Annotated in this window: 25 protein-coding genes; 11 read left to right on the forward strand and 14 right to left on the reverse strand. The window is 61.9% G+C overall.

Annotated elements, in window-relative coordinates:
* Positions 1–215: 215 nt before the first annotated feature.
* The 9 genes from ACOX7T_RS10300 to ACOX7T_RS10340 all read left to right on the forward strand — a co-directional run bounded on the left by ACOX7T_RS10300 (position 216) and on the right by ACOX7T_RS10340 (position 7,032).
* Complete coding sequence (locus ACOX7T_RS10300) at positions 216–1,199, forward strand: diguanylate cyclase (RefSeq protein WP_433442577.1); 984 nt, start codon at positions 216–218, stop codon at positions 1,197–1,199.
* Positions 1,200–1,268: 69 nt separating this feature from the next.
* A complete protein-coding gene (locus ACOX7T_RS10305; protein ID WP_433442443.1) occupies positions 1,269–1,673 on the forward strand; it encodes a DUF3783 domain-containing protein in 405 nt (134 codons plus the stop codon).
* 107 nt (positions 1,674–1,780) lie between these two features.
* Positions 1,781–2,554, forward strand: a complete 774-nt coding sequence (locus ACOX7T_RS10310; RefSeq protein WP_433442445.1) for a threonine/serine exporter family protein — start codon at positions 1,781–1,783, stop codon at positions 2,552–2,554.
* A complete protein-coding gene (locus tag ACOX7T_RS10315; RefSeq protein ID WP_433442447.1) occupies positions 2,554–3,024 on the forward strand; it encodes a threonine/serine exporter family protein in 471 nt (156 codons plus the stop codon). Before ACOX7T_RS10310 ends, ACOX7T_RS10315 begins: the two co-directional genes overlap by 1 nt.
* Positions 3,025–3,028: 4 nt before the next feature.
* Positions 3,029–3,727 (forward strand): YjjG family noncanonical pyrimidine nucleotidase, encoded by a 699-nt coding sequence (locus tag ACOX7T_RS10320; protein ID WP_433442449.1) that lies wholly within the window; start codon positions 3,029–3,031, stop codon positions 3,725–3,727.
* A gap of 57 nt (positions 3,728–3,784) precedes the next feature.
* Positions 3,785–4,819: a GDSL-type esterase/lipase family protein gene (locus tag ACOX7T_RS10325; RefSeq protein WP_433442451.1), complete on the forward strand. Its 1,035-nt coding sequence runs from the start codon at positions 3,785–3,787 to the stop codon at positions 4,817–4,819.
* Between the two features lie 5 nt (positions 4,820–4,824).
* On the forward strand, positions 4,825–5,304 hold the full coding sequence (locus ACOX7T_RS10330) for a DUF4358 domain-containing protein (RefSeq protein ID WP_433442453.1): 480 nt from the start codon (positions 4,825–4,827) through the stop codon (positions 5,302–5,304).
* Positions 5,305–5,675: 371 nt separating this feature from the next.
* On the forward strand, positions 5,676–6,179 hold the full coding sequence (locus ACOX7T_RS10335) for a sigma-70 family RNA polymerase sigma factor (protein WP_433442455.1): 504 nt from the start codon (positions 5,676–5,678) through the stop codon (positions 6,177–6,179).
* On the forward strand, positions 6,172–7,032 hold the full coding sequence (locus ACOX7T_RS10340; RefSeq protein WP_433442457.1) for a DUF3298 domain-containing protein: 861 nt from the start codon (positions 6,172–6,174) through the stop codon (positions 7,030–7,032). The genes ACOX7T_RS10335 and ACOX7T_RS10340 overlap by 8 nt, the downstream gene beginning before the upstream one ends.
* A 51-nt stretch (positions 7,033–7,083) precedes the next feature.
* Here ACOX7T_RS10340 and obgE read toward each other — a convergent pair whose 3' ends face one another.
* From obgE to ACOX7T_RS10400, 12 genes are all read right to left on the reverse strand, one after another.
* Complete coding sequence (gene obgE, locus ACOX7T_RS10345; protein WP_433442459.1) at positions 7,084–8,361, reverse strand: GTPase ObgE; 1,278 nt, start codon at positions 8,359–8,361, stop codon at positions 7,084–7,086.
* 76 nt (positions 8,362–8,437) lie between these two features.
* Entirely contained in the window at positions 8,438–8,722 is a 285-nt protein-coding gene (gene rpmA / locus ACOX7T_RS10350; protein ID WP_006571299.1) for a 50S ribosomal protein L27, read from the reverse strand.
* 51 nt (positions 8,723–8,773) lie between these two features.
* On the reverse strand, positions 8,774–9,106 hold the full coding sequence (locus ACOX7T_RS10355; RefSeq protein WP_433442461.1) for a ribosomal-processing cysteine protease Prp: 333 nt from the start codon (positions 9,104–9,106) through the stop codon (positions 8,774–8,776).
* Positions 9,106–9,417 (reverse strand): 50S ribosomal protein L21, encoded by a 312-nt coding sequence (gene rplU / locus ACOX7T_RS10360; protein ID WP_294549351.1) that lies wholly within the window; start codon positions 9,415–9,417, stop codon positions 9,106–9,108. Before rplU ends, ACOX7T_RS10355 begins: the two co-directional genes overlap by 1 nt.
* Before the next feature lie 147 nt (positions 9,418–9,564).
* The gene (locus ACOX7T_RS10365; protein ID WP_433442464.1) at positions 9,565–10,686 is read right to left on the reverse strand and encodes a metallophosphoesterase; all 1,122 of its coding nucleotides are present in this window, start codon (positions 10,684–10,686) and stop codon (positions 9,565–9,567) included.
* Between the two features lie 107 nt (positions 10,687–10,793).
* On the reverse strand, positions 10,794–11,120 hold the full coding sequence (locus ACOX7T_RS10370; protein WP_433442466.1) for a hypothetical protein: 327 nt from the start codon (positions 11,118–11,120) through the stop codon (positions 10,794–10,796).
* A gap of 49 nt (positions 11,121–11,169) precedes the next feature.
* Positions 11,170–12,273 (reverse strand): bilirubin reductase, encoded by a 1,104-nt coding sequence (gene bilR / locus ACOX7T_RS10375; RefSeq protein ID WP_433442468.1) that lies wholly within the window; start codon positions 12,271–12,273, stop codon positions 11,170–11,172.
* Positions 12,274–12,319: 46 nt separating this feature from the next.
* The gene (gene bilQ, locus ACOX7T_RS10380) at positions 12,320–12,778 is read right to left on the reverse strand and encodes a bilirubin utilization transcriptional regulator BilQ (protein WP_433442470.1); all 459 of its coding nucleotides are present in this window, start codon (positions 12,776–12,778) and stop codon (positions 12,320–12,322) included.
* A gap of 187 nt (positions 12,779–12,965) precedes the next feature.
* A complete protein-coding gene (locus ACOX7T_RS10385; protein ID WP_433442472.1) occupies positions 12,966–14,993 on the reverse strand; it encodes an S-layer homology domain-containing protein in 2,028 nt (675 codons plus the stop codon).
* Positions 14,994–15,223: 230 nt separating this feature from the next.
* Positions 15,224–16,201, reverse strand: a complete 978-nt coding sequence (prmA, locus tag ACOX7T_RS10390; RefSeq protein WP_433442474.1) for a 50S ribosomal protein L11 methyltransferase — start codon at positions 16,199–16,201, stop codon at positions 15,224–15,226.
* A 138-nt stretch (positions 16,202–16,339) separates the two neighbouring features.
* The gene (locus tag ACOX7T_RS10395; protein WP_433442476.1) at positions 16,340–17,212 is read right to left on the reverse strand and encodes a DegV family protein; all 873 of its coding nucleotides are present in this window, start codon (positions 17,210–17,212) and stop codon (positions 16,340–16,342) included.
* Between the two features lie 49 nt (positions 17,213–17,261).
* A complete protein-coding gene (locus ACOX7T_RS10400; protein ID WP_433442477.1) occupies positions 17,262–17,816 on the reverse strand; it encodes a DUF1836 domain-containing protein in 555 nt (184 codons plus the stop codon).
* A gap of 278 nt (positions 17,817–18,094) precedes the next feature.
* Here ACOX7T_RS10400 and ACOX7T_RS10405 point away from each other — a divergent pair, with 278 nt between their 5' ends.
* Both ACOX7T_RS10405 and ACOX7T_RS10410 read left to right on the forward strand, forming a co-directional pair.
* Positions 18,095–18,367, forward strand: a complete 273-nt coding sequence (locus ACOX7T_RS10405; RefSeq protein WP_433442479.1) for a hypothetical protein — start codon at positions 18,095–18,097, stop codon at positions 18,365–18,367.
* A 217-nt stretch (positions 18,368–18,584) separates the two neighbouring features.
* Positions 18,585–20,405, forward strand: coding sequence for a flavocytochrome c (locus tag ACOX7T_RS10410; protein ID WP_433442481.1), 1,821 nt, complete (start codon positions 18,585–18,587; stop codon positions 20,403–20,405).
* A 106-nt stretch (positions 20,406–20,511) separates the two neighbouring features.
* On the opposite strand, the gene ACOX7T_RS10415 is transcribed toward ACOX7T_RS10410, so the two are convergent.
* Together ACOX7T_RS10415 and ACOX7T_RS10420 are read right to left on the reverse strand one after the other, a co-directional pair.
* Complete coding sequence (locus ACOX7T_RS10415) at positions 20,512–22,323, reverse strand: FAD-dependent oxidoreductase (protein WP_433442483.1); 1,812 nt, start codon at positions 22,321–22,323, stop codon at positions 20,512–20,514.
* A 127-nt stretch (positions 22,324–22,450) separates the two neighbouring features.
* Positions 22,451–23,320, reverse strand: coding sequence for a LysR family transcriptional regulator (locus ACOX7T_RS10420; RefSeq protein ID WP_433442485.1), 870 nt, complete (start codon positions 23,318–23,320; stop codon positions 22,451–22,453).
* Between the last annotated feature and the right edge of the window lie 119 nt (positions 23,321–23,439).

Below are 23,439 nucleotides of genomic sequence, written 5' to 3' on the forward strand. Positions count from 1 at the left end.
TTGACCTGTTTCCGAGAACGTACAAGGGTAAAAATCGGTGTGTTTTATGGAAAAAACACGCTTTGATAAATTCCCGCGAACGACCGCTAAAATCTGACATCAATCTGGAGCAATCGAGCCATATTGAGACAGTGGCCGCCCTCACCAGGCCCAGCCTCAAAAAGCGGAACTGACTTCTTTCCATTGTACCATCTGAGGGGAGCACGATATCGTTGATGCTGCCCGGAACCCATCCCATTGAAGAAAAGACCATCGCCCTTACCGGCTTCATCATGCATAAGTACTACTGCGAAAACGACGTGGAGTCCATTATCTCGCTGTTGGATCGAGATGTGGTCTGGCTGGGTACGGCAGAAAACGAGTATGCCGCAGGTCTGGAGACTGTGGCAGGAATTTCCCGCCGGTTTGCCGGCCAGGTTCCCAAGTGCGACATCTCCGGCGAGGAGTACAGCGTCCTGCCTCTGGGTCCGGACGCCTGCCTGTGTGCCGGACGGATGTGGATCGCAACCGCCCCCTCTACCGGCATCAGTCTGCGGGTTCATCAGCGGGTCACCACAGTGTTCCGGCAGACAGAACAGGACCTGCGCTGCTGCCATATTCACATCTCCAACCCCTATGAGGAAATGGTGGATGACGACGTGGGCTTCCCCGTAAAGCTGGCGCGGCAGTCCTACCAGTACCTTCAGGAGCAGATCGAGGCCCAGAAGAGGCAAATTGCAGCCCAGACGGCCACCCTTCAGCGGATGAGCTTTGAAGACGCCCTCACTGGGGTATACAACCGGAACAAGTTCAACCAGGTGGTTGACAGCCGGGAGCCCATTCCCCATCTGGGCGTGGCATGCTTTGACCTGAACGGTCTGAAGGAGACCAACGACCATCTGGGCCATGGCGCCGGAGACGCGCTGCTCCGCCGGGCGGCGGAACAGCTGCAGCAGCACTTCAGCGGCCGGGTCTACCGCACCGGCGGCGACGAGTTTGTTGTGGTGGAAGGCGTGCTGGACCAGGCCGCCTTCTGCGCTGCCGTGGAGGCGGTCCAGGCCGGGATGGCGGCCCACGGCATCAGCTGCTCGGTGGGCGTGTGCTGGCGGGATGAAGCCTGCTGCCCCAAGGAACAGCTGGAGGAAGCTGACCAGCTGATGTATCAGGCCAAGCGCCGTTTTTACAGTCTCAAGCAGAACGACCGCCGCAACCGGCGCTGAAGCCGGTCCCGGCTTATTTCACACAGTTCTGTCCGGACCTCAGGCTCCGGACACGCAGGAGGTATTCTCATGCCCAGTCAGGAATCCGTACTCTGGTACTGCCCCGATCCCGTCCTCTTCTCCGCCGCCCGGAAGGCCTTTGCCATCCAGGGCGTCCGGGTGCGCCCGGTGGCCCCCGAGCAGATGGGGGAGACGGTGGGCCATCTCTTCGGTCTGAAGGGCTTTGCCGCCCGTGAGGGAGACGAGCCCGTCCCCGCCGCCCCGGCGGAGCCCGCCCTGGTGCTCTCCGGCTTCTCCCGCCAGCGGCTGGACGCCCTGCTCACCGCGATGAAGCGCGCCGGGGTGCCCTTCATCGCCCACAAGGCCATGCTCACCCCCACCAATGTCAGCTGGACCTTTGCCCAGCTGTGCGAGGAGCTCTCCCGGGAGCACCAGGCCGTCACCGGCGGCGGCGCGGCCCACAGCGGACAGTAAAAATTTTTTTGCGCTCCGGACAACTTTTTCCCTCCCTTCCCCGTCCAATTTCTGTGTCCCATTTCCGGAGCGTCCAAACCCATTTGAATATGAATGAGGGACTCTCTTTGGATTACGATCGTCTTTTGAATCTGTCCATGGAAATGGGCTACCGCCTGCTGGAAAGCGGCGCGGAGATCTACCGGGTGGAGGAGTCCATCCAGCGTCTGCTCCAGGCCTACGGCCTCACCACCGGTGAGGTGTTCGCCATTCCCAACTGTATCATCGCCAGCCTGGTGACCCCTGAGGGTCAGGTGCTCACCCGGGTGCGGCGGATGCCCAGCCACGGCACCGACATCTACCAGCTGGAGCGGTGCAACGACCTGTGCCGCCATCTGTGCGCCGAGGTCCCGCCCATTGACGAGGCCGAGAAGCGGATGGCCGACCTGCTTGCCTCCCGGCAGTACTACTCCTTCCTGGTGCAGCTGGTGGCCTACTTTGTGGGCGCGGCGGCCTTTGTGCCCTTTTACGGCGGCACCTGGCGGGACGCCCTGTGCGGCGGCCTGTGCGGCCTGGCCATCGGACTTTGCCTCACCTTCCTGTCCCACCTGGGCACCAACCTGTTCTTCAAGACCGTGGCCGGCGGCACCGTCTCCGGCCTGCTGGCCCTGGGGCTGCGGGTGGTTGGCTTTGGTCAGAACGTGGACTTCATCACCATCGGCGCGCTGATGATTCTGGTGCCCGGCGTGCTGTTCACCAACGCCATGCGGGACATTATGGCCGGCGATATGGTGGCCGGCATCTCCAAGACCGCCGAGGCTCTGCTTATCGGCATGGCCATCGCCCTGGGCACCGGCGTGTCCCTGTGGCTGGCCCGGCTCATGTGGGGAGGTGCGGTGTGATGGAGCTCTTTCAGACCTACCTGCTGCCCTGCATCTTCGCCTTTGTGGCCTGTATCGGCTTTTCCATCCTGTTCAACATCCACGGCCTGGGTATCCTTATCTGCGCCGTGGGCGGCGGACTGGGCTGGCTGGTCTATCTGGTCACCGCCCCCATGTTTCACAGCGACCTGCTCCAGTCCTTCGCGGCGGCGGTGTTTATCTCCGCCTACTCGGAGGTCATGGCCCGCATCCGCAAGTGCCCGGTGACGGCCTACCTGCTGGTAGCCTTCTTCCCCCTGGTGCCCGGCGGCGGCATCTACTACGCCATGGAGCACGCCATCAACGGCGAGACCGAGCTCTTCCTGGATGTGCTCTTCCACACCCTGGGGTTGGCCGGTTCCCTGGCCGTGGGTGTGCTGCTGGTGTCCTCCACGGTGCGGATCATCAACAGCTATCTCTACCGGCGGCACCAGAAGATGAAGGGAGCGTGACGGCATGGAACAGCGATACGACGTGGTGCTCTTTGACGCGGACAACACCCTCTTCGACTTCGACGCCGCTGAGGCCCAGGCTCTGGACCTGACCCTGGCGGAGTACGGCTATCCGGTGGACGACAAGTCCCGGAACTGTTACCTGGCGGTGAACCGGGACCTGTGGGAGCGGTTTGACCGTGGCGAAGTAAAGCGGGAATGGCTGGTGGTGGAGCGTTTTGCCGCCCTCCAGCGCGCTCTGGGCGGGAATCACGACCCGGCAGAGATGAACACCTTCTACCTCTCCCGGCTGGCCGAGGCGGGCTGCCTGCTGCCCGGCGCGGAGGAGCTGTGCCGCGCTCTGGTCCCCAGCTGCACCCTGGCCATTGTCACCAACGGCGTGGCCTCCGCCCAGCGGGGCCGGTTTGACCGCTCCCCCCTGAAGGAGCTGATTCCCTGGCTCTTCATCTCGGAAGAGGTGGGGTATCAGAAGCCCCAGCGCCAGTTCTTCGACGCGGTGCTCTCCGCCATGTCCCTGTCCCCGTCCGCCCGGATTGTAGTGGTGGGTGACAGCCTGACCGCCGATATTCTGGGCGCCGTCAACGCCGGTCTGGACTCCATCTGGTACAACCCCAACGGCCTGCCCGGCAGGCCGGACATTGTCCCCACCTTTGAGGCCCGCTCCTTTGACCAGGTTTTCCACCTGATTGCGGGCGGCACCTGACCGCTTTCCATCGGTTTCCAAGCCACAAAAGAGAAAGAAACAGAGGAGCTCTTTGCCATGTCTTCCGAGTACCGTGCCCCCACCCATTCTCACTCTCATTCCTCCCACCGCCGCTACCGCCGCCGTCGCCGGGGCCCCTCCGGCCTGATGATTCTGCTGATCGCGGCCGCGGTCTTCATTGTGATTGTCCTGATCGTGTCCTTCCTGGGCCAGAAGCCCGAGTCCCAGGGGGGTGTGACCCAGCCCTCGGACACCCCCGCCCCCACCGAGACGGTCTCCCCCTCCCCCAGCGACACCCTTCCGCCCACCTCCACCCCGTCGGAGACTGCCCCGGCTGAGACCGACCAGAGCGGCGGCGAGGCCATCGTGCCCCCCACCATCCCCGCCACGCCCTCCGACAGCGCCGCTCCCTCCGCCGACTCCTATGACTTTACCCAGCCCGCCCCCGAGACGGCCGCGGTGGACGACAGCTGGTTTGACGACGTGGTCTTTATGGGCGACTCCCGTACCGACGGCCTGCGGCTGTACGGCGGCATCCCCGGCGCCGACTTTATCGAGTCCACCGGCATCACCGTCTTTGACGTGGGCACCAAGGAGAGCGTCCGTATTGACGGAGAGAAGTACACCATGATGGAAGCCCTGGGCCTGAAGCAGTACGGCAAGGTGTACGTCATGCTGGGCGTCAACGAGCTGGGCTACTTTAACGACCAGGCCTTTGCCGACGCCTATTCCCAGATGGTGGACGATATCCGGGCCATCCAGCCCAATGCGGTCATCTACCTGCAGAATCTGGTGTCGGTGAATCCCGAAAAATGTAAGGCCAATAATCAGCCTTACTACGTGACAAACGAGAAGATTGCGGTGTATAATGACATCATCGCGGATATTGCCGAGGAAAAGCATGCCGTGCTGGTGGACGTCAACGCCGCGCTGGTGGACGAGACCGGCATCCTCCCCGCGGAGGGTACCACCGACGGCGTCCACTTCACCAAGGATTATTACGTAAAATGGTACGACTACCTGAAAATCCACACCGTGGACCCTGATCTCTACTGGGCGGGTCAGACGGCAGTCGCCGAGGAAGGAGCCTAATTGTGATGAAACATTCTCTCAGCAAGCTGATGGTCCTGGCAGCGGCGCTGTGCCTGCTGCTGGGCGCCTGTTCCTCTCCCGCCGAGAGCGGGACCGCTGCCTTTGACCCGGAGACCGCCACCCAGGCGGTGCTGGACTCCGGCGCCTTCTCCGTGGAGCTGACCGAGCTGGACGCCGCCATGCTCTACGACTTCTCCGGCTACGGGCTGGACGACTCCACCCTCACCGCCTCCAAGGCCTACTCCGCCTCCGGCTTTGCCGAGCAGGTGTCTGTGACGGTGTGGAAGGACGAGGCCTCCGCCCAGGCCGCCGTGGACATGTTCAAGACCTACCTGGAGGACATGGCCGCCACCTATAAGGACTACGCCCCCGCCGAGGTGCCCAAGCTGGAGGGCGCGGTGCTGGAGCAGCGGGGTACCAGCGTGCTGCTGGCCGTGGCCAACGATGCCGACGCCGTCAAGACCGCCGTGGAGGGTCTGAAGTAATGTCTGCTGAATAAACCGCAAATCGGTTTATTCGCGCGGCGGCAGCCGCGCAATTTCATAAAAACGGCTCAAAAAAGCCGCTTTTATGAAATTCAGCCATTGCTGTAATGCGTATTTCCGCTGGTGCATTGAGATGCATCAGCGGAAGGTGCAAGGGTTTTAGACCATTTCGTCCAAACCCCTTGCACTTGAGCAAAGCCAAACGGCCTTGAACGCTTTGTCTTTCAAGGCTTTGGGCTTTGTTCAGTACGCATTAAAGTAAGTCTTTTCCGTAAAACTATATTTTCCGAAAACTTTTTACCCCCGCATCCCGTCTAATGAACAAAGAGACGGGATGCGGGGGCTGTGCGCAAAGGAGCGATTTTTCCGCCTTGAAGTCACGGGACCCGGACATCCGCCGGCTGCTGGCCGACTATATCGTCTCGCACCAGGAGGATTTTTACCGCCTGGCTTTCAGCTATGTCAAAAATCGGGACGCGGCGCTGGATGTGGTCCAGGAGAGCATTGTCAAGGCCCTCTCCAAGGTGGATACCCTGCGGGAACCGGCCTATCTCAAGACCTGGTTCTACCGGATTCTCCTCAACGAGAGCATGAACCACTTCCGCCGGACCAGCCGCATCCTGCCGCTGGAGGAGCTGGAGCAGCAGAGCGCCCCGGCCGGCCGGGACCCGGGAGAGCGGCTGGACCTGTACGACGCCATCGACCGGCTGGACCCCAGGGAACAGGCAGTCATCAAGCTGCGGTTTTTCGAGGACATGAAGCTGGAGGAGATCGCCCGGGCCACCGATGCCAACCTGAACACGGTAAAGTCCAGGCTGTACAAGGCGCTCAGGAAGCTGCGGGACATGACAGGGGAGGATTTGCGCGATGAATGAGAAATTCCAGGAGGCGAAGAACCGCTATCAGTCGGTGGAGATTCCCCCGGAGCTGGACTTTGCCGTGGCCTCCGCCCTGCGGGAGGGAGAGCGGCGGCGCCGCCGGCGCTGGCAGGGCAGAACCCTGGCCTCCCTGGCCGCCTGCTGCGCCAGCTTCGTGCTGCTAGTCAACGCCAGCCCCGCCTTTGCCAGCGCGGTGTACCAGGTGCCGGTGCTGGGGGACCTGGCCCGGGTGGTGACCGTCACGGAGTACTCCATCGCCGACGAGGAGCGGCTCATCGACGTGCGTCTGCCCGCCGTGGAGGACACAGGCAACACCGACCTGGAGCAGCGCATCAACACCGAGATTCAGACCCGCATCGACGCGGTTCTGGCCGAGGCCGAGGCCCGGGCGGCGGAGACCAAGGAGGCCTTTGTGGCCACCGGCGGCGACCCGGACGAGTTTATGCCGGTGATCATCAGCGTGGACTATGAGGTCAAGTGCCAGAACGACCAGTATCTGTCCTTTGTCATCTTCAAGACCGAGACCAAGGCAAGCGCCTACACCGAGTTTTTCTGCTACAACATCGACCTGGAGACCGGAAAAGAGCTGACCCTCCAGGACATGCTGGGCCCTGACTACAAGGAGATCGCCAACCAGGTCATCCGGGAGGAGATTGCCCGCCGGAGCCAGGAGCCGGGCAACGTGTACTTTGACGGCACCGACGGCATTGAGGGCTTCCAGTCCATCACCGCCGACCAGCGGTTCTATATCAGCGAGGCAGGCAACCCGGTGGTCATCTTTGAGAAGTATGAGATTGCCCCCGGCTATATGGGCCAGCAGGAGTTTGAAATTCCGATTCCCCAAGTATAATACCTGTCGCAGACACAAAAAGGCGAGGCACACAGTGTGCCTCGCCTTTTTTCAGCGCTGATATTCAAATTCCAGATTGTACATGGACACGGTGTCCCCGTCCTCAATGCCCATCTCCTCCAGCCGCTCAAAGAGGCCGGACTCCCGGAGCATCTTGTCAAACCAGTTGCGGGACTCGTAGTCACCGAAGTTGACGTTGGACATGAGGCGCTGGAGCCAGGGGCCCTCCACAATCCACAGGTCGTCCTCGTGGGTGATCTCCAGAGGCTGGGACATATCCACCTGGGGCGGACGCTCCACAAAGGTGGGCTCGTACACCGTGATGGGGGGCAGATCCTGCAGCGCCCGGGCGGCGGCGTACACCAGCTCCCGGACGCCCTTCTGGGCGGCGGCAGAGATCTCGTAGAAATCCATGCCCTTGGCCTCCACATGGGCCTTCAGCTTGTCCACCAGGGTGCGGTCAAAGGCGATGTCGGTCTTGTTGGCGGCCACAATCATGGGGCGGCTGGCCAGCTGGGGGCTGTACTCGGCCAGCTCCTTGTTGATGGTCTCAAAGTCCTCCACCGGGTCCCGGCCCTCGCAGCCGGACACATCCACCACGTGGATGAGCAGGCGGCAGCGGTCGATGTGGCGCAGGAAGTCATGGCCCAGACCGGCGCCCTCGCTGGCACCCTCGATGATGCCGGGGATGTCGGCCATGACGAAGGAGGTGCCCTCCTCCACGTACACCACGCCCAGGTTGGGGTAGAGGGTGGTGAAGTGGTAGTTGGCGATCTTGGGGTTGGCCTTACTCACCACGCTGAGCAGGGTGGATTTGCCCACGTTGGGGAAGCCCACCAGGCCCACGTCGGCCAGCAGCTTCAGCTCCAGCACCACCTCACGGGTGACGCCGGGCAGACCGGCCTTGGCAAACCGGGGCACCTGCCGGGTGGGGGTGGCGAAGTGCTGGTTGCCCCAGCCGCCCTTGCCGCCCCGGGCCAGCACAAAGGGCTCGTCCCCGGACATGTCGCAGATGATCTCTCCGGTCTCCCCGTCCTTCACCACGGTGCCCACAGGCACCTTGATGATGAGGTCGGCGCCGTCCTTGCCGGTGCAGCGGCGGCCCTGGCCGTCCTGGCCGTTCTCGGCCACGTATTTGCGCTTGTAGCGGAAGTCCATCAGGGTGGACAGGTGGCGGTCGGTCTTGAGAATCACGTCGCCGCCGCAGCCGCCGTCGCCGCCGTCGGGTCCGCCGGCGGCCACGTACTTCTCCCGGTGGAAGGCCACCGCGCCGTTGCCGCCGTTGCCGGAGCGGACGGTGATGCGGGCGGTATCAATAAAATTCGGCATTTGGTACCTCCTTTCAGAAAGAAAGAGCCCCGAACGGGGTCCCGTCCGAGGCTCTTAGTATACCCATATAGAACGGTTACTGGGCGATCTCCACGATGGAGACCTGCTTGCGGTCCTTGCCCAGCCGCTCGAACTTCACGACGCCGCTCTTGAGGGCGAACAGGGTATCGTCGCTGCCCTTGCCCACGTTGACACCGGGGTGGATGTGGGTGCCGCGCTGACGGACCAGGATGTTGCCGGCCAGAACGAACTGACCGTCGGCCCGCTTCACGCCCAGGCGCTTGGACTCGGAGTCACGGCCGTTACGGGTGGAGCCCACGCCCTTCTTGTGGGCGAAGAACTGAATACCAATCTTCAGCATGTGTCGTACACCTCCAGACAGTGTGCAGATAAATGTTGGGACGGAGAGGACTTACTCCTCCTCCATCACAATAATGTTTTCGGGATACTCGCCGTGGAGCTCGGTGAGGTAGACCATGAGGGCGGTCAGAAGAGTCTGACAGGTGCTCTCATTCTCCTCGCCCAGCCCGCCGGGGAGGCGGAGGGTGATGGCCGCGTCCTGCTCTCTCACCTTCACGCTGGCCTCCAGCCCAAGCACGTCGTTGACGGCGCACTCGGTGAGGCGGACGGCGCTGGTGACGGCGGCGCAGACGATATCATGTCCCTCGTCGGCGTAACCGCTGTGGCCCTTTACGGAAAAGCCCTCAATACGGTCGCCCTTCATCCGGAATGATGCGGTAATCATTACACGGAGATCTTGCCGATGGTCACCTTGGTGTAGGGCTGACGGTGACCCTGCTTGCGGCTGTAACCCTTCTTGGGGTTGTACTTGAAGACGATAACCTTCTTGCCCTTGCCGTTCTTCACGACGCTGGCGTCCACCTTGGCGCCGGCCACCACGGGGGTACCCACGGTGATCTTGTCGCCGTCGATGACGGCCAGAACCTTGTCAAAGGTGACGGTCTCGCCGGACTCCACGGGCAGCTTCTCGATGAAGAGGGTATCGCCCTCGGCCACCTTGAACTGCTTGCCGCCGGTCTCGATAATTGCGTGCATTCTATTTCACTCCTTCATTACGGGCTCGCTGTTGCAGGCGGAGCGAATGCTCACTTGCGACCTGTTCAAAGCGGCTAAGATAGTATATCAGCCCAGGGGCTTAAAGTCAAGGGATTTTCTCCCCGTTTTCCTGATTTTTTGTACAAATCAGGAGGAAAGGCCGGAGGTTGGTTCGGCCAGGCGGCCGGTGTACCAGCCGGTGACGCCGTCCTTCTTCACCAGGGCGCCCCGGGAGGTGCGCCGCACCACCGACAGCGTCTCCCCGGCGGTGACAGGCAGGCGGTAGTCGGTGGAATCCTCGCAGCGGGTGAGGCCGTCCTTCTCCCAGATGTAGTCGGTGAGGATGTCAATCTCCCGGCCGGTGGTCAGGTGGCGGCAGCGGCAGAACTCCTCCCCCCGTTCCAGCACAGTGAGCAGATTGTCCCGGCCCCAGCGGATGTTCACCGAGCAGACGCTCTCCTCCTGGCCGTCCAGGGCCACGGCGGTGGGCAGCCGGTCCAGCCCCACCCAGGACACCAGTCCATCCCGGCTCAGCTCCACCAGGTTCAGCTGGCCGTCCTCCTTGATGGAGGTGCCGCCGTCAATGCTGATGACCCGCTTCTCCCTGTCCTCAATGGGGTTGAAGCAGGGGATGTGGGGCCGGTAGAGGGTGGTGGGCCAGTGTCCCACCACGCACCAGCGGTCCAGCTGGTTGTCCTGGCCCAGGAAATTGTCGTTTTTCATGCACCGCCAGGCTTCCAGCTCCTCAATGCCCTGGGCGGAGGGCACGCCGCCGTGGACAAAGAGCATCTCCGGGGTCCGGATGGCGGTGGGCAGGCTGCGCAGGAAGTCCATCTCCGCCCGGAAGGGCTCCGCAATGGCGGCACGCAGCCCGGGCTGGTCCAGGCAGTCCTCCAGGGTCAGGCCCAGGGACATGCCCATCTCCACCAGCACGCTGCGGTCCTTGAAAAAGCGGAAATAGTGGTCGTAAAAGGCCGGGGGCAGCTCGTCCCGGCCGTCCAGGAAGCCGGGCACCAGGTCGTCGCAGTTGCCGCAGATGACGTGTACCCGGTACCGGCGCTTCAGGTCCATGACGTACCGCAGGGCTGCCAGGCCGCCCGCCCGCTTCTCCACAATGTCCCCCAGCACAAAGAGGGTGTCCTCCGGCCCAAACTTCACCTGCTCCAGGGCCCGCTTCAGCAGATCCCCCGCACCGTGAATGTCGCTGACGGCAAATATCCGCCCGGTCTCCGGCAGGGCCATATCCACAACCGTCGCTTTGATAAACACTGCCTCACCCCCCAATCTCGCAAGTATCCATTATTCTACCACAGCTCCGGGCAAAAAACCACCGCCGGAGGGAAAATCCTCCGGCGGCGGTGTCGGTACCTGTTAATTTAGTTGAGGGCAGCCCAGTCCCGGCGGAGGAACAGCCAGGTGATGACGGGCACCAGGGCGGCGCCGATGAAGGACATGACCACAGCGGCAATCACGTTGGCCTGGCCGGTCAGGCCCTGGGACACGCCCACCAGGAAGGACAGGACGTAGCAGGCGCACATCAGCAGGTAGCCCGCCTTCCGCTGGGCAAAGAGCAGCACACACAGCCCCGCCAGGGCCACCACCGCGATAACGACGGACAGCATGCGGCCATAGAAGGCGTTCATAATGGTGGCGGCGCAGAGAACCAGCGCCACCCAGAGCCAGATTTTTGTACTCTTGTTCATGTAGATTACTCCTTTTTGTTGTTTTCCCGGTTTTATGCACCGGGTCAGGTCAGTTTTTCCTGTCGTAGATGCAGTGGACGCCCTTGTGCTGCTGCATGCCGCCCAGGCAGGCCTTGTTGCAGCGCACGCAGCGGTGCAGCTCCTTGAGCCGTCCCTCCCGCACCTTTTGGGGCCACTGGGGGTCGGCGATGAGCTGGCGGCTCATAGCCGCAAGCTGAATCCGCCCGGAGGAGAGCTGCTCCTCCACAAAATCCGGGTCGGTCAGGCCGCCCACGCCGCACAGGGGCAGGGCGGTATACTGCCGCACCTGGTCGCAGTATGGGAGAAAACAGCCCTCAGCGGAGAAATACGGGTGGTTTTTGGGCGGGATGGTGTCGGTGAGCTTGGCGTGGTTGGCCAGGGTCACGTGGAAGCTGTCCGCCCCCGCCCGCTCCAGCAGGCTGACAAAGACAGGCAGCTCCTCCACCAGCACACCGGCGTTGCCGTAGTGGGGGTTCTCCTGCCGGACCGGCAGCTTGTAGTCAATGGCCATGCCGGGGGCCGCCTTCCGCACGGCGGTCACCGCCTCCACGGCAAATCTGGCCCGGTTCTGGGGGCTTCCGCCGTACCGGTCGGTGCGGTGATTCATCAGTGCAGAGGAGAAGCTGCCGCACATCCGGTCCCCGTGGACCTGGACCATGTCGAACCCGGCCTCCGCCGCCCGGACCGCCGCCGGGCCGAAGGAGGCGGCAATCTCTGCCGCCCTGTCGGCGGACATCTCGGTCACCAGCTTGGAGGCCTGCTGGTTGAGCAGGGGACGCAGGTCCTCCATGGAGATGCGTCTGGTGAGGATGCCGGGGATATACTTAATCATGGCCTTGAAGTCGCTGTCCGACTGGTGGAGCTGGGCGCAGATGAGGCAGCCCTGCTCGTGGACCAGGCGGCACAGGGCCTGGTAGTGGGCAAAGCCCTTGCGGCTGTAAAGGGACATGGGGCCGTGACGGCCCACGGGCACGTCGCCGATGATGACCATGGCGCAGCCGCCGGCGGCAATGGCCCTGATTTTCTCCCGGTACTCCTCCTCGGAGAGGCCCAGGGTTGTGGGAGCAAAGACGATACGGTTTTTCAGCGTCAGTCCCCCGATGGTGATGGGTTGGAACATGGTCTCGTACATTATGGTTTCCTCCATGGATATGCCGGGTACTGTCCCGGCCTGTGGGTCAGGCTTGGCTTCCCTTTCCTTCGCCGGGAATGGTCAGGGTCCCGCCGCCCCGGCTGGCGGACAGCGCCGCCATCAGGGACATGAGCTGCTCCCGCTGCTCCGGGGTGAGCACAGCCGTCACTTCCTGGTCCCAGCGGTAGAACAGCTCCCGGCTCTCACGGGCCGCCGTCTCTCCCTTGGGCGTGAGCCGCAGCACGTGGGCCCGCTTGTCCCTGGGGTTGGGCTCCTGGACCAGGAAGCCCCCCTCCGCCAGCTTGGTGATGGACCGGGCGGTGTGGCCGTTGTCCATCTTCAGGGCCTGAGCCAGCTCCTTGGGGCTGCACCCCGGATGCCGGGCCACATAGGTGACAAAATAGAGCAGGCCGGGGGTCAGCCCCATCTCCTCCAGCTTCTCGCCACAGTAGTTGGAAAAGTCCTTCCGCAGGACGGATACGTGATATGCCAGTGACTGCATCATGTGGTCGTCCTCCTTTGCTTGACTTGGTCAAATATATTCTAATTATATGACTTTGTCAAGTAATTTTTAGCTGGTATTTTTGCCCTGGAAATGGATGTAAAAAGGCGCACGGCGGATTTTTTCGCCGTGCGCCTGATATTTGTTTTACGGGAGCAGTCCGCTGCACACGGGCTTCCTGTTCCGGTGTTCAGCGGAACAGGTTGTACATGCGCATCATGGTGAGGATGCTCTGCTCGCGGGTGTAGTTCTCCTTGGGGAGGAACATATTGTTGCTGCCGCCGCTCATTACGCCGCCGCCCAGAACCTGGCCCACTGCGTCGAATGCCCAGGTGGAGATGGAGGCGTTGTCGGCAAAGGCAGGCGTCTGCGCCGTCATGGGGCTGCCCATGGCAGCGGCCAGCCGGGCCAGCATGGTGGCCGCCTGCTCCCGGGTGAGGGTGCCGTTGGGTTCAAATCTTCCGCCGCCGACGCCTGTCACCACCTCCAGCGCGCCCATCTTCTGTACATTGACGTCATCTGTGTCGGTGAAGGTCGTCCGCTGGGTAATCTCCGTTCCCTTGACGGTTTCATACAGCTCCACGGCCAGAGCGCAAAACTCGGCCCGGGTAATGGGCTGCTGGTATCCGCTCTGGAGCGTATCGGGCACGATGCCGGCGGAGATGGCGGCATTGACCTGCTCCGCAGCCCAGCCGGAGGGCGTATTGCCGTCGGGCTGAGGGGCGCCGCTCCCGCTCATCTGTCCGGTGACCGCGTTATAGACCAGGCCGCTGCCGGTATAAGTGCCCTCATGGGCCTCCAGGATGTACAGCTTCGTGTAGGATACGTCGTCAAAGTTGCTTCCGGTAAAAGCAGGGTTGACGCCGCCTACCTGCAGCAGGCCCAGTCCATTTATAATTTCCTGGTCAATATAGGTGTAGCTGTTGATATAAGAGCCGCGGTGGCTGGGGTCCAGGGTGAATTTCTCGTTCAGATTGGGAATGAGCATGCTTCCGTCCAGCTCCCGCACCTCATAACCGTTACTCACACTAATCCCGCCATCTATCTTACTGTAATTTTCCTCAATCGTAAGCATTACGCTGCTGCCGAGATGCTCAAGCTTTGTGTATCTTTCGTTCTTGTTTTCAGGTACGGGAAAGTTCGCCACCTCACGGCCGGTGGACATATCCACCACGGCGGTGCGGATATCTCTGCCCACCTGTCCGCCGGTGCTCTCCAGGTACTCAACCCCGATGTACTTGCCCGCCCGGCCGCGATATCCTCCGACTTGCACATAGTACGGCGGCTCCGCGTCCAGGGTGCATACCTCATTCCCCTTCGTGTCGATGACCACATAGGCCGGGTATTTCCTTCCGCCCCGTAAGTCCTCCAACACGGCATATCCGTCCTGGAAAGAGGATTCGTTGCAGAGTCCCAGATATTTGTCTCTGCTGTAGTCGTAAGCCGCATCACGATAGATGGTAATCACAGGATTTCCCTGGGTGTCAATATAACCCACAAACTGCTCAATTTTGCCGGCGCTGTTGCGCAGAGGATTGTCGGTCGGCATCATACCGTCTCCGAACCAGAAGTTCACGTTATTCGGAGACAGGTACTCCGGAACAGGCAGAGCATTTCCCGCCGTGTCAAGATAATATACCGTTGTCACACCATTCTCTCTGTCATAGACCCAGGCCTTGGCAATACCGTCCTGGAAGACATCGACATGATCATACCGCGGCGGAACGACAATTCTGCCCTGGCGGTCCATATATCCGCATTTTCCGGTCTTTGCGTCATAAAAACTGCACAAGCCGTCGGAAAACTCAAACTTCTCTGCGCCAAAGGCCGGTATGATCTCATCATAGTTATAGGTGCTGTGGTCGATGATGATGTTGCCATCGGTATCGGTGAAGTTGATGAGGGCCGTCGTGCCGATATTATAGCCCTGTTCGTCCTTCAGCTGCCCCTCCTTGAAGATAAGGACGCGCCCGTCCGAACAGACGGCCTCCGGATTTTTGTATCCATAATTCGGAAGTTCTGTTCCCAGAATCCAGCCCTCGCTGTTGTTCTTGATTTCGTAGGGCTTGGCGGTGATGTACATGTTCTTCCCCTGAAACACATCAGGGAATGGCATCCTCTCCACGACCTCTTCCGCTCCGGATGTGGCCGACAGGAGCGGGCACAGCAGTGCCGCTGACAGCACCACGGATGTTATGGTTTTCCATCGCTTCTTCATGGTTTCCTTCCTCCTGTTTTGTGTTCTCCCCATGAGCCAGGGAGGTCCGCCGAGCTTCTTTCCACTGTACCACCATTATATCTCCCGGGCAGGGAAAAACAATATGCAAGCCGCATACCCACGGCGGCAGAACTTTTGAAACAAAACAGCGACCTGCCGAAACAACATTTCGACAGGCCGCTGTGTTTTTCAACTTTTGAGCATATTTCCTTTTCGCGCTTTTCCCGCCCTTACAGGGACGCGGCCAGGGCCACCCAGCCGTTCTTCTCCCAGCGGCGGATGATCTTCATGCCCCGGCTCTCAATGGCGGCCTGAACCTCGGCGGAACGGGTGTCAATGATACCCGAGCAGAGGAACACGCCGTCCTCGGCCAGCAGGCCGGGCACCTGGGCGGACAGGGGGATGATCACGTCGGCCACAATGTTGGCCAGCACCAGGTTCCACTTCTGCTCCGCCAGCTCGGCGCACAGGGCCTTGTCGCAGAGTACATTGCCCGCCCGGACGGTGTAGATGTCCTTTCCGATGCCGTTCATCTCGGCGTTCTCGTAGGCCACGCCCACCGCCTTGGGGTCGATGTCCACGCCGAAGGCGTACTCCGCGCCCAGGCACAGGGCGGCGATGGACAGAATGCCGCTGCCGCAGCCCAGGTCCAGCACCTTGTCCCCGTCCTTCACGAACTCCTCCACGCCGCCCAGGCACAACTGGGTGGAGGCGTGGGTGCCGGTGCCGAAGATGAGGCCGGGATTCAGGTACAGGGCGGTGCGGCCGTCGGGGATAGCCGTCTCACCCTTCTCCCACTCGGGGACGATGTACAGCCGCTCGCCCACGGTGAGGGGCTTGTAGTACTGCTTCCAGTTGTTGGCCCAGTCCTCCTCACGCAGTCCGGCGGTGCGCACAGCCAGCGTGCCCATCTTGTCGCCGCAGCGCTCCCGGAGAGCGGGCAGGCCCTCGGTGATGCGATCCAGCTTCCCGTGGCCGTGGGTGTCGTCGGTGACGTAGAACTTCACCCGGGCCACGCCCTTCATCCGCTCCATCAGGTCCTCGTCCACATAGTCCCAGTACTGCTTATTCTGCTCCAGGAAGGTCTGGAACTCGGCCTCGTCCTCCAGCACCAGGCCGCCCAGGTCAAAGGCGGTCAGGTAGGCGGCCAGGTCGTCCATGCCCGCGTCGGTGGTGTCCACGGACACCTCCAGCCATCTGTCATCCATCTATATTCGCTCCTTTTCTCCCCGGCGGCGTCCGCCGGGCATAAATCATCGCCGGACAAGCCCATTTTCTCAGAAATCCCCTGGGATTGCAAGAGAAATAAGGCCTGTCCGGCGCATGTGTGTCTTAATTGTCCTTGCTCAGCGCTTGGAGCCCAGGAAGAAGAGGGCCAGCGTACCCGGGCCGGAGTGGGCGCCAATGACCGGGCCTACGTAGTTGATGACGACCTCTTTCACGCCGAAGCGCTTCTTCACGTCGGCAGCCACCTTCTCCGCGTCGGCCAGGCAGTCGCCGTGGCTGATGAACACCACCTGCTCGGCCGGGTCGGTGACGGTCTCCTCCATGTGGTCCACCACGGCGGTGAGGGAGGCACCTCTGCCTCTGGCCTTGCCCATGTTGATGAGGTGGCCCTCGTCGTCCACGTGGAGCACGGGCTTAATGTGGAGCATGGAGCCCACCACGGCGGTGGCGGCGGAGATGCGGCCGCCACGCTTGAGGAAGTGGAGGTCGTCCACGGTGAACCAGTGGCACAGCTTCAGCTTGTTCTCCTCGGTCCAGTCCCGCACCTCCTCAATGGTGGCGCCGGCCTGCTGCTTCCTGGCGGCCAGGTACACCAGCAGGCCCTGGCCCATGGAGGCGCAGAGGGTGTCCACGGTGAAGATTTTCCGCTCAGGGAACTTGTCCTTCAGCTCGTTGACGGCGATGACGGAGGACTGGTAGGTGGCGGACAGGCCGGAGGAGAAGGCCAGCACCAGCACGTCCTTGCCGCTCTCCAGCAGGGGCTCCAGGGCGGAGGTATAGTCGGCCACGTTCACCGCGGCGGTGGTGGCCATCTCACCTGCGCGCAGCATGGCGTAAAAGTCCTTAGGGTCCATGTCCCGGTTGTCGGGGTAGTTGTGGTAGGTCTGTCCCTTCACGGTGAAGGACAGGGGCAGCACCTCAACCCCCAACTCCTTTACCATACCGTCGGTCAGGTCGGCGGAAGAGTCGGTGACAATCACATATTCGCTCATTGGTTGCATACCTCCTGTAATGATACAGGGCATATATTTCACCCTGTATTTACTTTTTGCTCTTTTCCTTGCCCTTGACCTCCCGCTCGGCCTGGGGATACTTCATCTGGATGATGTCCAGCACCCGCTGGCAGGCCAGCTTGTCGGCGTAGCTCCGCAGGGCCAGGCCCAGGGCCAGGGCGGGCAGCCGGTCCTCGGTCAGGTTCTCGTCCAGGCTCTCCGCCGTCTCGGTGAGGGCCCGGTCCAGCTCCCGGCAGAAGTACTCGTAGAGGCCCTTGGTGTCCTTCTCGGGGAAGGCCACACCGGCGCCGATGAGACGGCTGGCGTCCCGCACCGAGAGCACCTGCTTCAGGGCACAGATGGCGGTCAGGTAGGCCAGGTGGGTCCGGTTGTACCGCTTGCCCTCCGCCCGGGGGAGCATGCCGTCCTTGATATAGTTGTTCACCATGGCGGAGGTCAGACTGTCCTCGTCGCCAAAGTGGATGAGCTGACGGGGCATATAGGAGATGATCTGGTCCATGTACAGACCGATATCGGGGAACGCGTCCCACTCCTGGGGCCGCTCCTCTGCCAGGCGCCGCTTCAGTTCTTCTATCTCTTCCATGTGCGGTCCTCCCCTGTTTGTTGGTCGTTTTAAAAACGATATAACAGCATATTGAAACCAAGGTTACGTGGATTCTTCGTCATTGTATCACATACCTTCTGTCAAAGTAAAGGGCAAAAGTGTCTGAAAATCCCGCTTTTCGGTCGCATAACACAATTATGTCTGTTTTGTTGTCCGTGCCGCCGGTCTTGTGGACACCCACGCTCCGTGATATAATTTTTGCAGTATATCCTGCTGCATAGGCCAATCCATTTGTCTGTCGTCGGGAGGGATATGTCATGTTATTGGAACTGTTCGGCTGGTCGGAGCTGACCAGCACCTACTCCTCCGAGGAGCAGGCCCGTGTCCGCAGCGCCCTGTCAGGTCAGGGCATCCGCTACAAGCTCAAAACTGTCAACCGCTCCAGCCCCAGCGCCATCTCCCCCAGCCGCCGGGCCTATACCGGCACCTATGGCGAAAATCAGTCCCTGTCCTATGAGTATATGTTCTATGTAAAGAGGGGCGACCTGGACGCCGCCCGGGGTGTCTTGGGTCTCAGCAGCAGCCTGTAATGTACCTGCTGAACCCGCCACAGATATATACCGCCTGAATATACCGCCGCCGGAGACACTTTGCCCACTGTCTCCGGCGGCGGTATTGCGTTCATTGTTTATATATTTGTTAAAATAATAACTTGTATTTATTCCGGCCGGCGCTATAATAGTTTATTGTCGGAAGTGCTCAATTCCGATTAAATCTCATGAGGACCCACATGAAGGAGGAACGAACGTGAAACGGAAGAATTTCAAGCATGCTCTCTGCGCTCTCACCAGCCTGGGCCTGTGTCTCTCCCTGTTGGGCTGCTCCCCCCAGCAGGCGGCCACATCCCCTACCCCCAGCCCCTCCCCCTCCCAGTCCCAGCAGGTGGAGGAGAATGTCCCTTCCCTCTCCCAGCCTCTTACCCCCGGTGATTATGAGGTGTCCATCTACGGCCACAACGGCGTCATCGTAATGGATGTGTCCTTCAGCGAGCAGCGGATTGAGGATATTCAGGTCCGCGAGCACACCGAAACCGCAGGCATTGGCGACACCGCCTTTGACTCTGTGATCCCCGCCATTCTGGACGGCCAGACCCTGGATGTGGACACCGTAACCGGTGCCACCATCACCAGCACGGCGATCATCTCCGGCGTGACGGAGGCCATCACCATGGCCGGCGGCAACCCGGACGATTTTATGCGCGCTGTAGAGGATAATACGCCCGGCGAGACCATCGAGAAGACGGCTGATGTGGTGGTCATCGGCTCCGGCGCAGCCGGCATGGCCGCCGCCCTGGAGGCCCGCCGCGCAGGCGCTTCCGTTGTCGTGCTGGAGAAGCTCCCCCATGTGGGCGGAAACACCTATATCTGCGGCGGCATCATCTACGGCACCGGCAGCCAGATCCAGGCTGAAAACGGCCTCTCCGATGACAGCCCCGAGGCCCTTGCCGAGTACTGGATGACCCGGGCGGAGGGCAACGCGGACGCCGACCTGCTGAAGATGGTGGCCGAGCACTCCGGCGAGACCATCGACTGGCTGGTGGAGAACGGCGTGGAGTTCAACCCCACCCTCTCCTCCCCCGGAACCGCCGGTGTTCTCCGCGGAATCAAGACCGATAACGGCGGCGTCGGCCTCATTGTCCCCATTGCCAACACCGCACAGGAGGAGGGCGTGGAGATTCTGTTCAACACCACCGCTCAGGAGCTGGTGGTGGAGGACGGCACCGTGTGCGGCGTGACCGCCACCTCCGGCAAGGATACGCTTCACATCTCCGCCAAGGCGGTTGTTCTGGCAACCGGCGGCTTTGACGCCTCTTATGAAATGGCCCAGAAGTACTCTCCCGAGCTGGCCAGCCCCATCTCCTACTCCTCCCCCGGCAACGTGGGCGACGGCATTGTGATGGCCGAGGCCGTGGGCGCCGATACCGTCTTTAAGGGCGGCGTCATCGGCTTCCGCGCTGTTCCCGGCGTCACCTACCGCGATCCCATCAATGGCCTGCGGACGGCCAACTGCCTCAGCGTCACGGCTGAGGGCGAGCGCTACACCAACGAGACCATCGACTACCCCATCTTCTATCAGAACATGAAGAATACCGGCTCGGATATGTTCTACAACGTTATGGACTCCACCACCCCCAACGAGGTGCTGGACAGCGCTGTGGAGGCCGGCGTGGCCTTTAAGGCCGACACCATCGAGGAGCTGGCCGCTGCCGCGGGCATTCCTGTGGATACGCTGACCGCCACCGTCAACCGCTACAACGAGCTCTGCGCCAGCGGCAACGATGACGATTTCGGCAAGGCCGCTGAGAAGATGATCCCCCTCACCACCGCTCCCTACTACGCTGTGAAGGTCGTCCCCGCCACCATCGGCAGCATGGGCGGCGTCAAAATCGATCTGGACACCCATGTCTTGAACCAGGACGGCGCCGCCATTCCCGGCCTGTATGCCGCCGGCGCGGTTGCCAACGGCGATTTCTTCTATCAGACCTATCCCGCCAGCGGCACCTCCATTCAGTTCTGCTTCACCACCGGCCGGATTGCAGGCCAGCAGGCTGCCGCCTTCCAGCCCTGAGCGGAACAAAGGCTTTCTCAACATCTATCCAACGCAGCAAAACCGCCTCCCCACACAGGGGAGGCGGTTTTTTGTGCTGTTTGATTTTCCCTGGCTGTTTTCCGACTCAGTCCGCCAGAGCGGCAGCGTTGGCGCCGGCGATGCGGCCCATCACGTAGCAGTTGAGGACCGAGGAGCCGGACATGTAAGCGGTGTCATACAGGGCGCCGTTGGAGATGGCGCCGGCGGCGTACAGATTGGGGATGGCAGTGCCGTCGGCCTTCAGGACCTGGGCCTCAGTGTCAGTGACAATGCCGCCCATGGAGTCCATGTTCTGGGGGGTCTTCTGCACGGCGTAGAAGGGGCCCTGCTCCAGCTTGCTCATGTAGTCGATGCGGGCGCCCATGGAGTCCTCACCGGCGTCGATACCGGCGTTCCAGTCCTCCACCCACTTGGTGAACTCAGCCACGTCAAAACCGGCGTTCTCGGCCAGCTCCTCAATGGTCTCGCCCTTCACCAGGTACTTGCTGCCCTCATTCTCCTGGAGAATGGCGGCCTCATCCGGGTTGGAGCTGTCATAGATGGAGTAGTAGGGGCCGGCGTCCCGGGTGATCATCATGGTATAGGCGGTGGGGTGGCAGAACTCGTTCATGAAGCGGATACCGTCCTTGTCCACCATCATGTTGATGAGCCAGGGGCCGCCCAGGCTGTTGAGGGTGTTGTTGGGGTCGGTGTCCACGGCGTAGGACATGCCCATGAGCCACTGGTTCTCATAGAGGGCGGCGCCCACATCCTCAGCCATGATGAGGCCGTCGCCGGTGTTGCCGGGGGAGGCCACATGGATGGTGTTCAGGTTCTCGGGGCACAGCCGCTCCACCAGCTCGTCGTTCCAGGAGTAGCCACCGGTGGCCAGAATGACCGCGTCGGCGGTGATGTTGTAGCTCTGGCCGTCGTGCTCCACGGCAGCGCCGGTGACCGCGCCGCTCTCATCGGTGAGCAGGGCGGTAGCCCGGGTCTCCAGCAGGATCTCGGCACCCAGCTCCTGGGCAATCTCGGTCATCTTGCCGGTCTGGCCGTTCTCCAGGTTGGAGGGGTAGTGGAACCGGTCCACGCCCTCAATGAGGCCGAAGCTGGTGGGGGTACCGAACTCATAGCCGTAGCTCATGAGCCAGTCGATGAGGTCGGCGCCCTGCTGGGCCAGGAACAGGCAGCGCTCCTCGTCGGGATTCTCCATGCCCTCCCGGTGGGTGAGGGACTGGTAGTACATCCACTGCTCCACATAGGCCTCGGGGCTGTCCTCAATGCCCGCCTCCTTCTGAAGCACGGAGCCGGGGGCGGCGATGCCGCCGCCGGACAGGGCGGAGGTGCCGCCGGTGGCGGAGAGCTTCTCAATCACCAGCACCTCAGCGCCGGCCTCCCGGGCGCTGACGGCGGCAGCCAGACCGGCCAGGCCCGCGCCCACCACCAGGACCTGGGTGTCCCGGTCCTCCAGGGCGGCGGTCTCGCCGCCGGTGGGCTGGACGGCCTTCAGGGCCTCCACGTCGCCGCCCGCCTGCTCAATGGCAGCAGCAGCGGCGTCCAGAATGGCCTGGGAGGTGATGGTGGCGCCGGTGACGGTGTCCACGCTCAGGCTCTGGTACTCCACAATTTCCTCGGGAATCTTCTCAATGGCCGGGTCAGCCACACCGGCGGTCTCCTGGTGCTCGGTGACGGTGACAGCGGTGATGGCGTCGGCGGAGCAGGTAACCTCCACGGTCACGTCGCCGTTGCGGCCGGCGGCGGTACCGGTGTAGGTGCCGGGGGTATAGAGGCCGGCTTCGGCGCTCTGGGAAGGGCTGGGCGCCGGAGACTCGCTCTCTTCAGGGGTTTGCCCGCAGGCGGCCAGGGAGACTACCATGGCGCATGCCAGCAGGGTGCTGAGCAGTTTTTTGTGTTTCATCGCGGGGTCCTCCTTTTCCTTTTATCGTTAAGAATATAACACTTCTTATCCGACAAAATCCAACACAAAAAACTGCTCTGACCATAAGAAAAACTTCTGGACAGAGTGTCCCCTGTCCAGAAGTCTCTCAGTCCTCTGTTTTGGGAATCAGGGCCAGGAATTTTCGGATTTCCGGCGTCTCCTCCCGGTAAAACAGGTCGATTTCGTGCCACAGCTCCGCGCCCCGGAAGGGAATCAGGGCAATCTGTCCGCTGCGGACCTCGGGCACGTCGGGGAGCAGGGTGATTCCCTGGCCCAGCTCCACCTGGAAAATCTGACTTTCGATGTTGTCCGCCTCCCGGAGCTGGTCGGGCCGGAAGCCCAGCCGGAGCAGCAGCTCCCTCACATGGTCGTGGCCCCGGGCGGCAGCGGCCCGGCTGAGGATAACCGCCTGCTCCCCTGCCAGATCTTCCACACTCAGGCTGCTCCGCTGGGCCAGGGGGCTGCGGGCACTCACCGCCACCCGGATCGGGTTGCGCACCAGCACCGCCCGGCCGACCTTCTCCCCCTCAAACTCGTCGGCCGCCGCGGCCACCAGGTCGCACCGTCCGGCCATCAGGTTCCGGCAGGCCCCCGCCTGGGTCTCATACCGCAGCCGCACCGGCACGGAGGGACAGCGGCTGCTGAACCGGGGCACCATGTCAGCCAGGATGGTCTTTTCCACCGGACCTGCGTACTCCACCCGAAGGCCAGCCCGGTCGGCGTACCGTCCCACCCGGTCCAGCAGCAGCTGGTACCGCTCCAGCAGGGCCTGGGCCTCCTCCTCCAGGCAGCGGCCCGCCTCGGTCAGTTTTACCCGCCCCTTTTCCCGGTGGAACAGGGTCACCCCCAGCTCCCGCTCCAGCGCGGCAATCTGCTGGCTGACTGCGGTCTGAGAGATATAGTGCTCCTCTGCGGCGGCGGTAAAGCTCCCCTTCCGGGCCGCCGAGAGAAAATACTCCAGCTTGCTCAGGTTCATCCGGCTCTCCCTCCCGTGTTCCTCTTTTTTCTATTTATTATATGTTTTTCTGCCGGAAAATGAAATACCTCCGCGTCTTTCCCCTGTTAATTGATATATTTTGCAAAATTGCCGCGTCG

The sequence above is a fragment of the Pseudoflavonifractor sp. genome (assembly GCF_050943825.1).
Taxonomy (GTDB): Bacteria; Bacillota; Clostridia; order Oscillospirales; family Oscillospiraceae; genus Pseudoflavonifractor.

What these genes read in the sequence shown, in the direction of transcription:
- ACOX7T_RS10300 (WP_433442577.1), top strand. Translation starts at nt 216, where the DNA reads ATGCTGCCCGGAACCCATCCCATTGAAGAAAAGACCATCGCCCTTACC.
- ACOX7T_RS10305 (WP_433442443.1), top strand. Translation starts at nt 1,269, where the DNA reads ATGCCCAGTCAGGAATCCGTACTCTGGTACTGCCCCGATCCCGTCCTC.
- ACOX7T_RS10315 (WP_433442447.1), top strand. Translation starts at nt 2,554, where the DNA reads ATGGAGCTCTTTCAGACCTACCTGCTGCCCTGCATCTTCGCCTTTGTG.
- ACOX7T_RS10320 (WP_433442449.1), top strand. Translation starts at nt 3,029, where the DNA reads ATGGAACAGCGATACGACGTGGTGCTCTTTGACGCGGACAACACCCTC.
- ACOX7T_RS10325 (WP_433442451.1), top strand. Translation starts at nt 3,785, where the DNA reads ATGTCTTCCGAGTACCGTGCCCCCACCCATTCTCACTCTCATTCCTCC.
- ACOX7T_RS10330 (WP_433442453.1), top strand. Translation starts at nt 4,825, where the DNA reads ATGAAACATTCTCTCAGCAAGCTGATGGTCCTGGCAGCGGCGCTGTGC.
- ACOX7T_RS10340 (WP_433442457.1), top strand. Translation starts at nt 6,172, where the DNA reads ATGAATGAGAAATTCCAGGAGGCGAAGAACCGCTATCAGTCGGTGGAG.
- obgE (WP_433442459.1), bottom strand. Translation starts at nt 8,361, where the DNA reads ATGCCGAATTTTATTGATACCGCCCGCATCACCGTCCGCTCCGGCAAC.
- rpmA (WP_006571299.1), bottom strand. Translation starts at nt 8,722, where the DNA reads ATGCTGAAGATTGGTATTCAGTTCTTCGCCCACAAGAAGGGCGTGGGC.
- ACOX7T_RS10355 (WP_433442461.1), bottom strand. Translation starts at nt 9,106, where the DNA reads ATGATTACCGCATCATTCCGGATGAAGGGCGACCGTATTGAGGGCTTT.
- rplU (WP_294549351.1), bottom strand. Translation starts at nt 9,417, where the DNA reads ATGCACGCAATTATCGAGACCGGCGGCAAGCAGTTCAAGGTGGCCGAG.
- ACOX7T_RS10370 (WP_433442466.1), bottom strand. Translation starts at nt 11,120, where the DNA reads ATGAACAAGAGTACAAAAATCTGGCTCTGGGTGGCGCTGGTTCTCTGC.
- bilR (WP_433442468.1), bottom strand. Translation starts at nt 12,273, where the DNA reads ATGTACGAGACCATGTTCCAACCCATCACCATCGGGGGACTGACGCTG.
- bilQ (WP_433442470.1), bottom strand. Translation starts at nt 12,778, where the DNA reads ATGATGCAGTCACTGGCATATCACGTATCCGTCCTGCGGAAGGACTTT.
- ACOX7T_RS10385 (WP_433442472.1), bottom strand. Translation starts at nt 14,993, where the DNA reads ATGAAGAAGCGATGGAAAACCATAACATCCGTGGTGCTGTCAGCGGCA.
- prmA (WP_433442474.1), bottom strand. Translation starts at nt 16,201, where the DNA reads ATGGATGACAGATGGCTGGAGGTGTCCGTGGACACCACCGACGCGGGC.
- ACOX7T_RS10395 (WP_433442476.1), bottom strand. Translation starts at nt 17,212, where the DNA reads ATGAGCGAATATGTGATTGTCACCGACTCTTCCGCCGACCTGACCGAC.
- ACOX7T_RS10400 (WP_433442477.1), bottom strand. Translation starts at nt 17,816, where the DNA reads ATGGAAGAGATAGAAGAACTGAAGCGGCGCCTGGCAGAGGAGCGGCCC.
- ACOX7T_RS10405 (WP_433442479.1), top strand. Translation starts at nt 18,095, where the DNA reads ATGTTATTGGAACTGTTCGGCTGGTCGGAGCTGACCAGCACCTACTCC.
- ACOX7T_RS10415 (WP_433442483.1), bottom strand. Translation starts at nt 22,323, where the DNA reads ATGAAACACAAAAAACTGCTCAGCACCCTGCTGGCATGCGCCATGGTA.
- ACOX7T_RS10420 (WP_433442485.1), bottom strand. Translation starts at nt 23,320, where the DNA reads ATGAACCTGAGCAAGCTGGAGTATTTTCTCTCGGCGGCCCGGAAGGGG.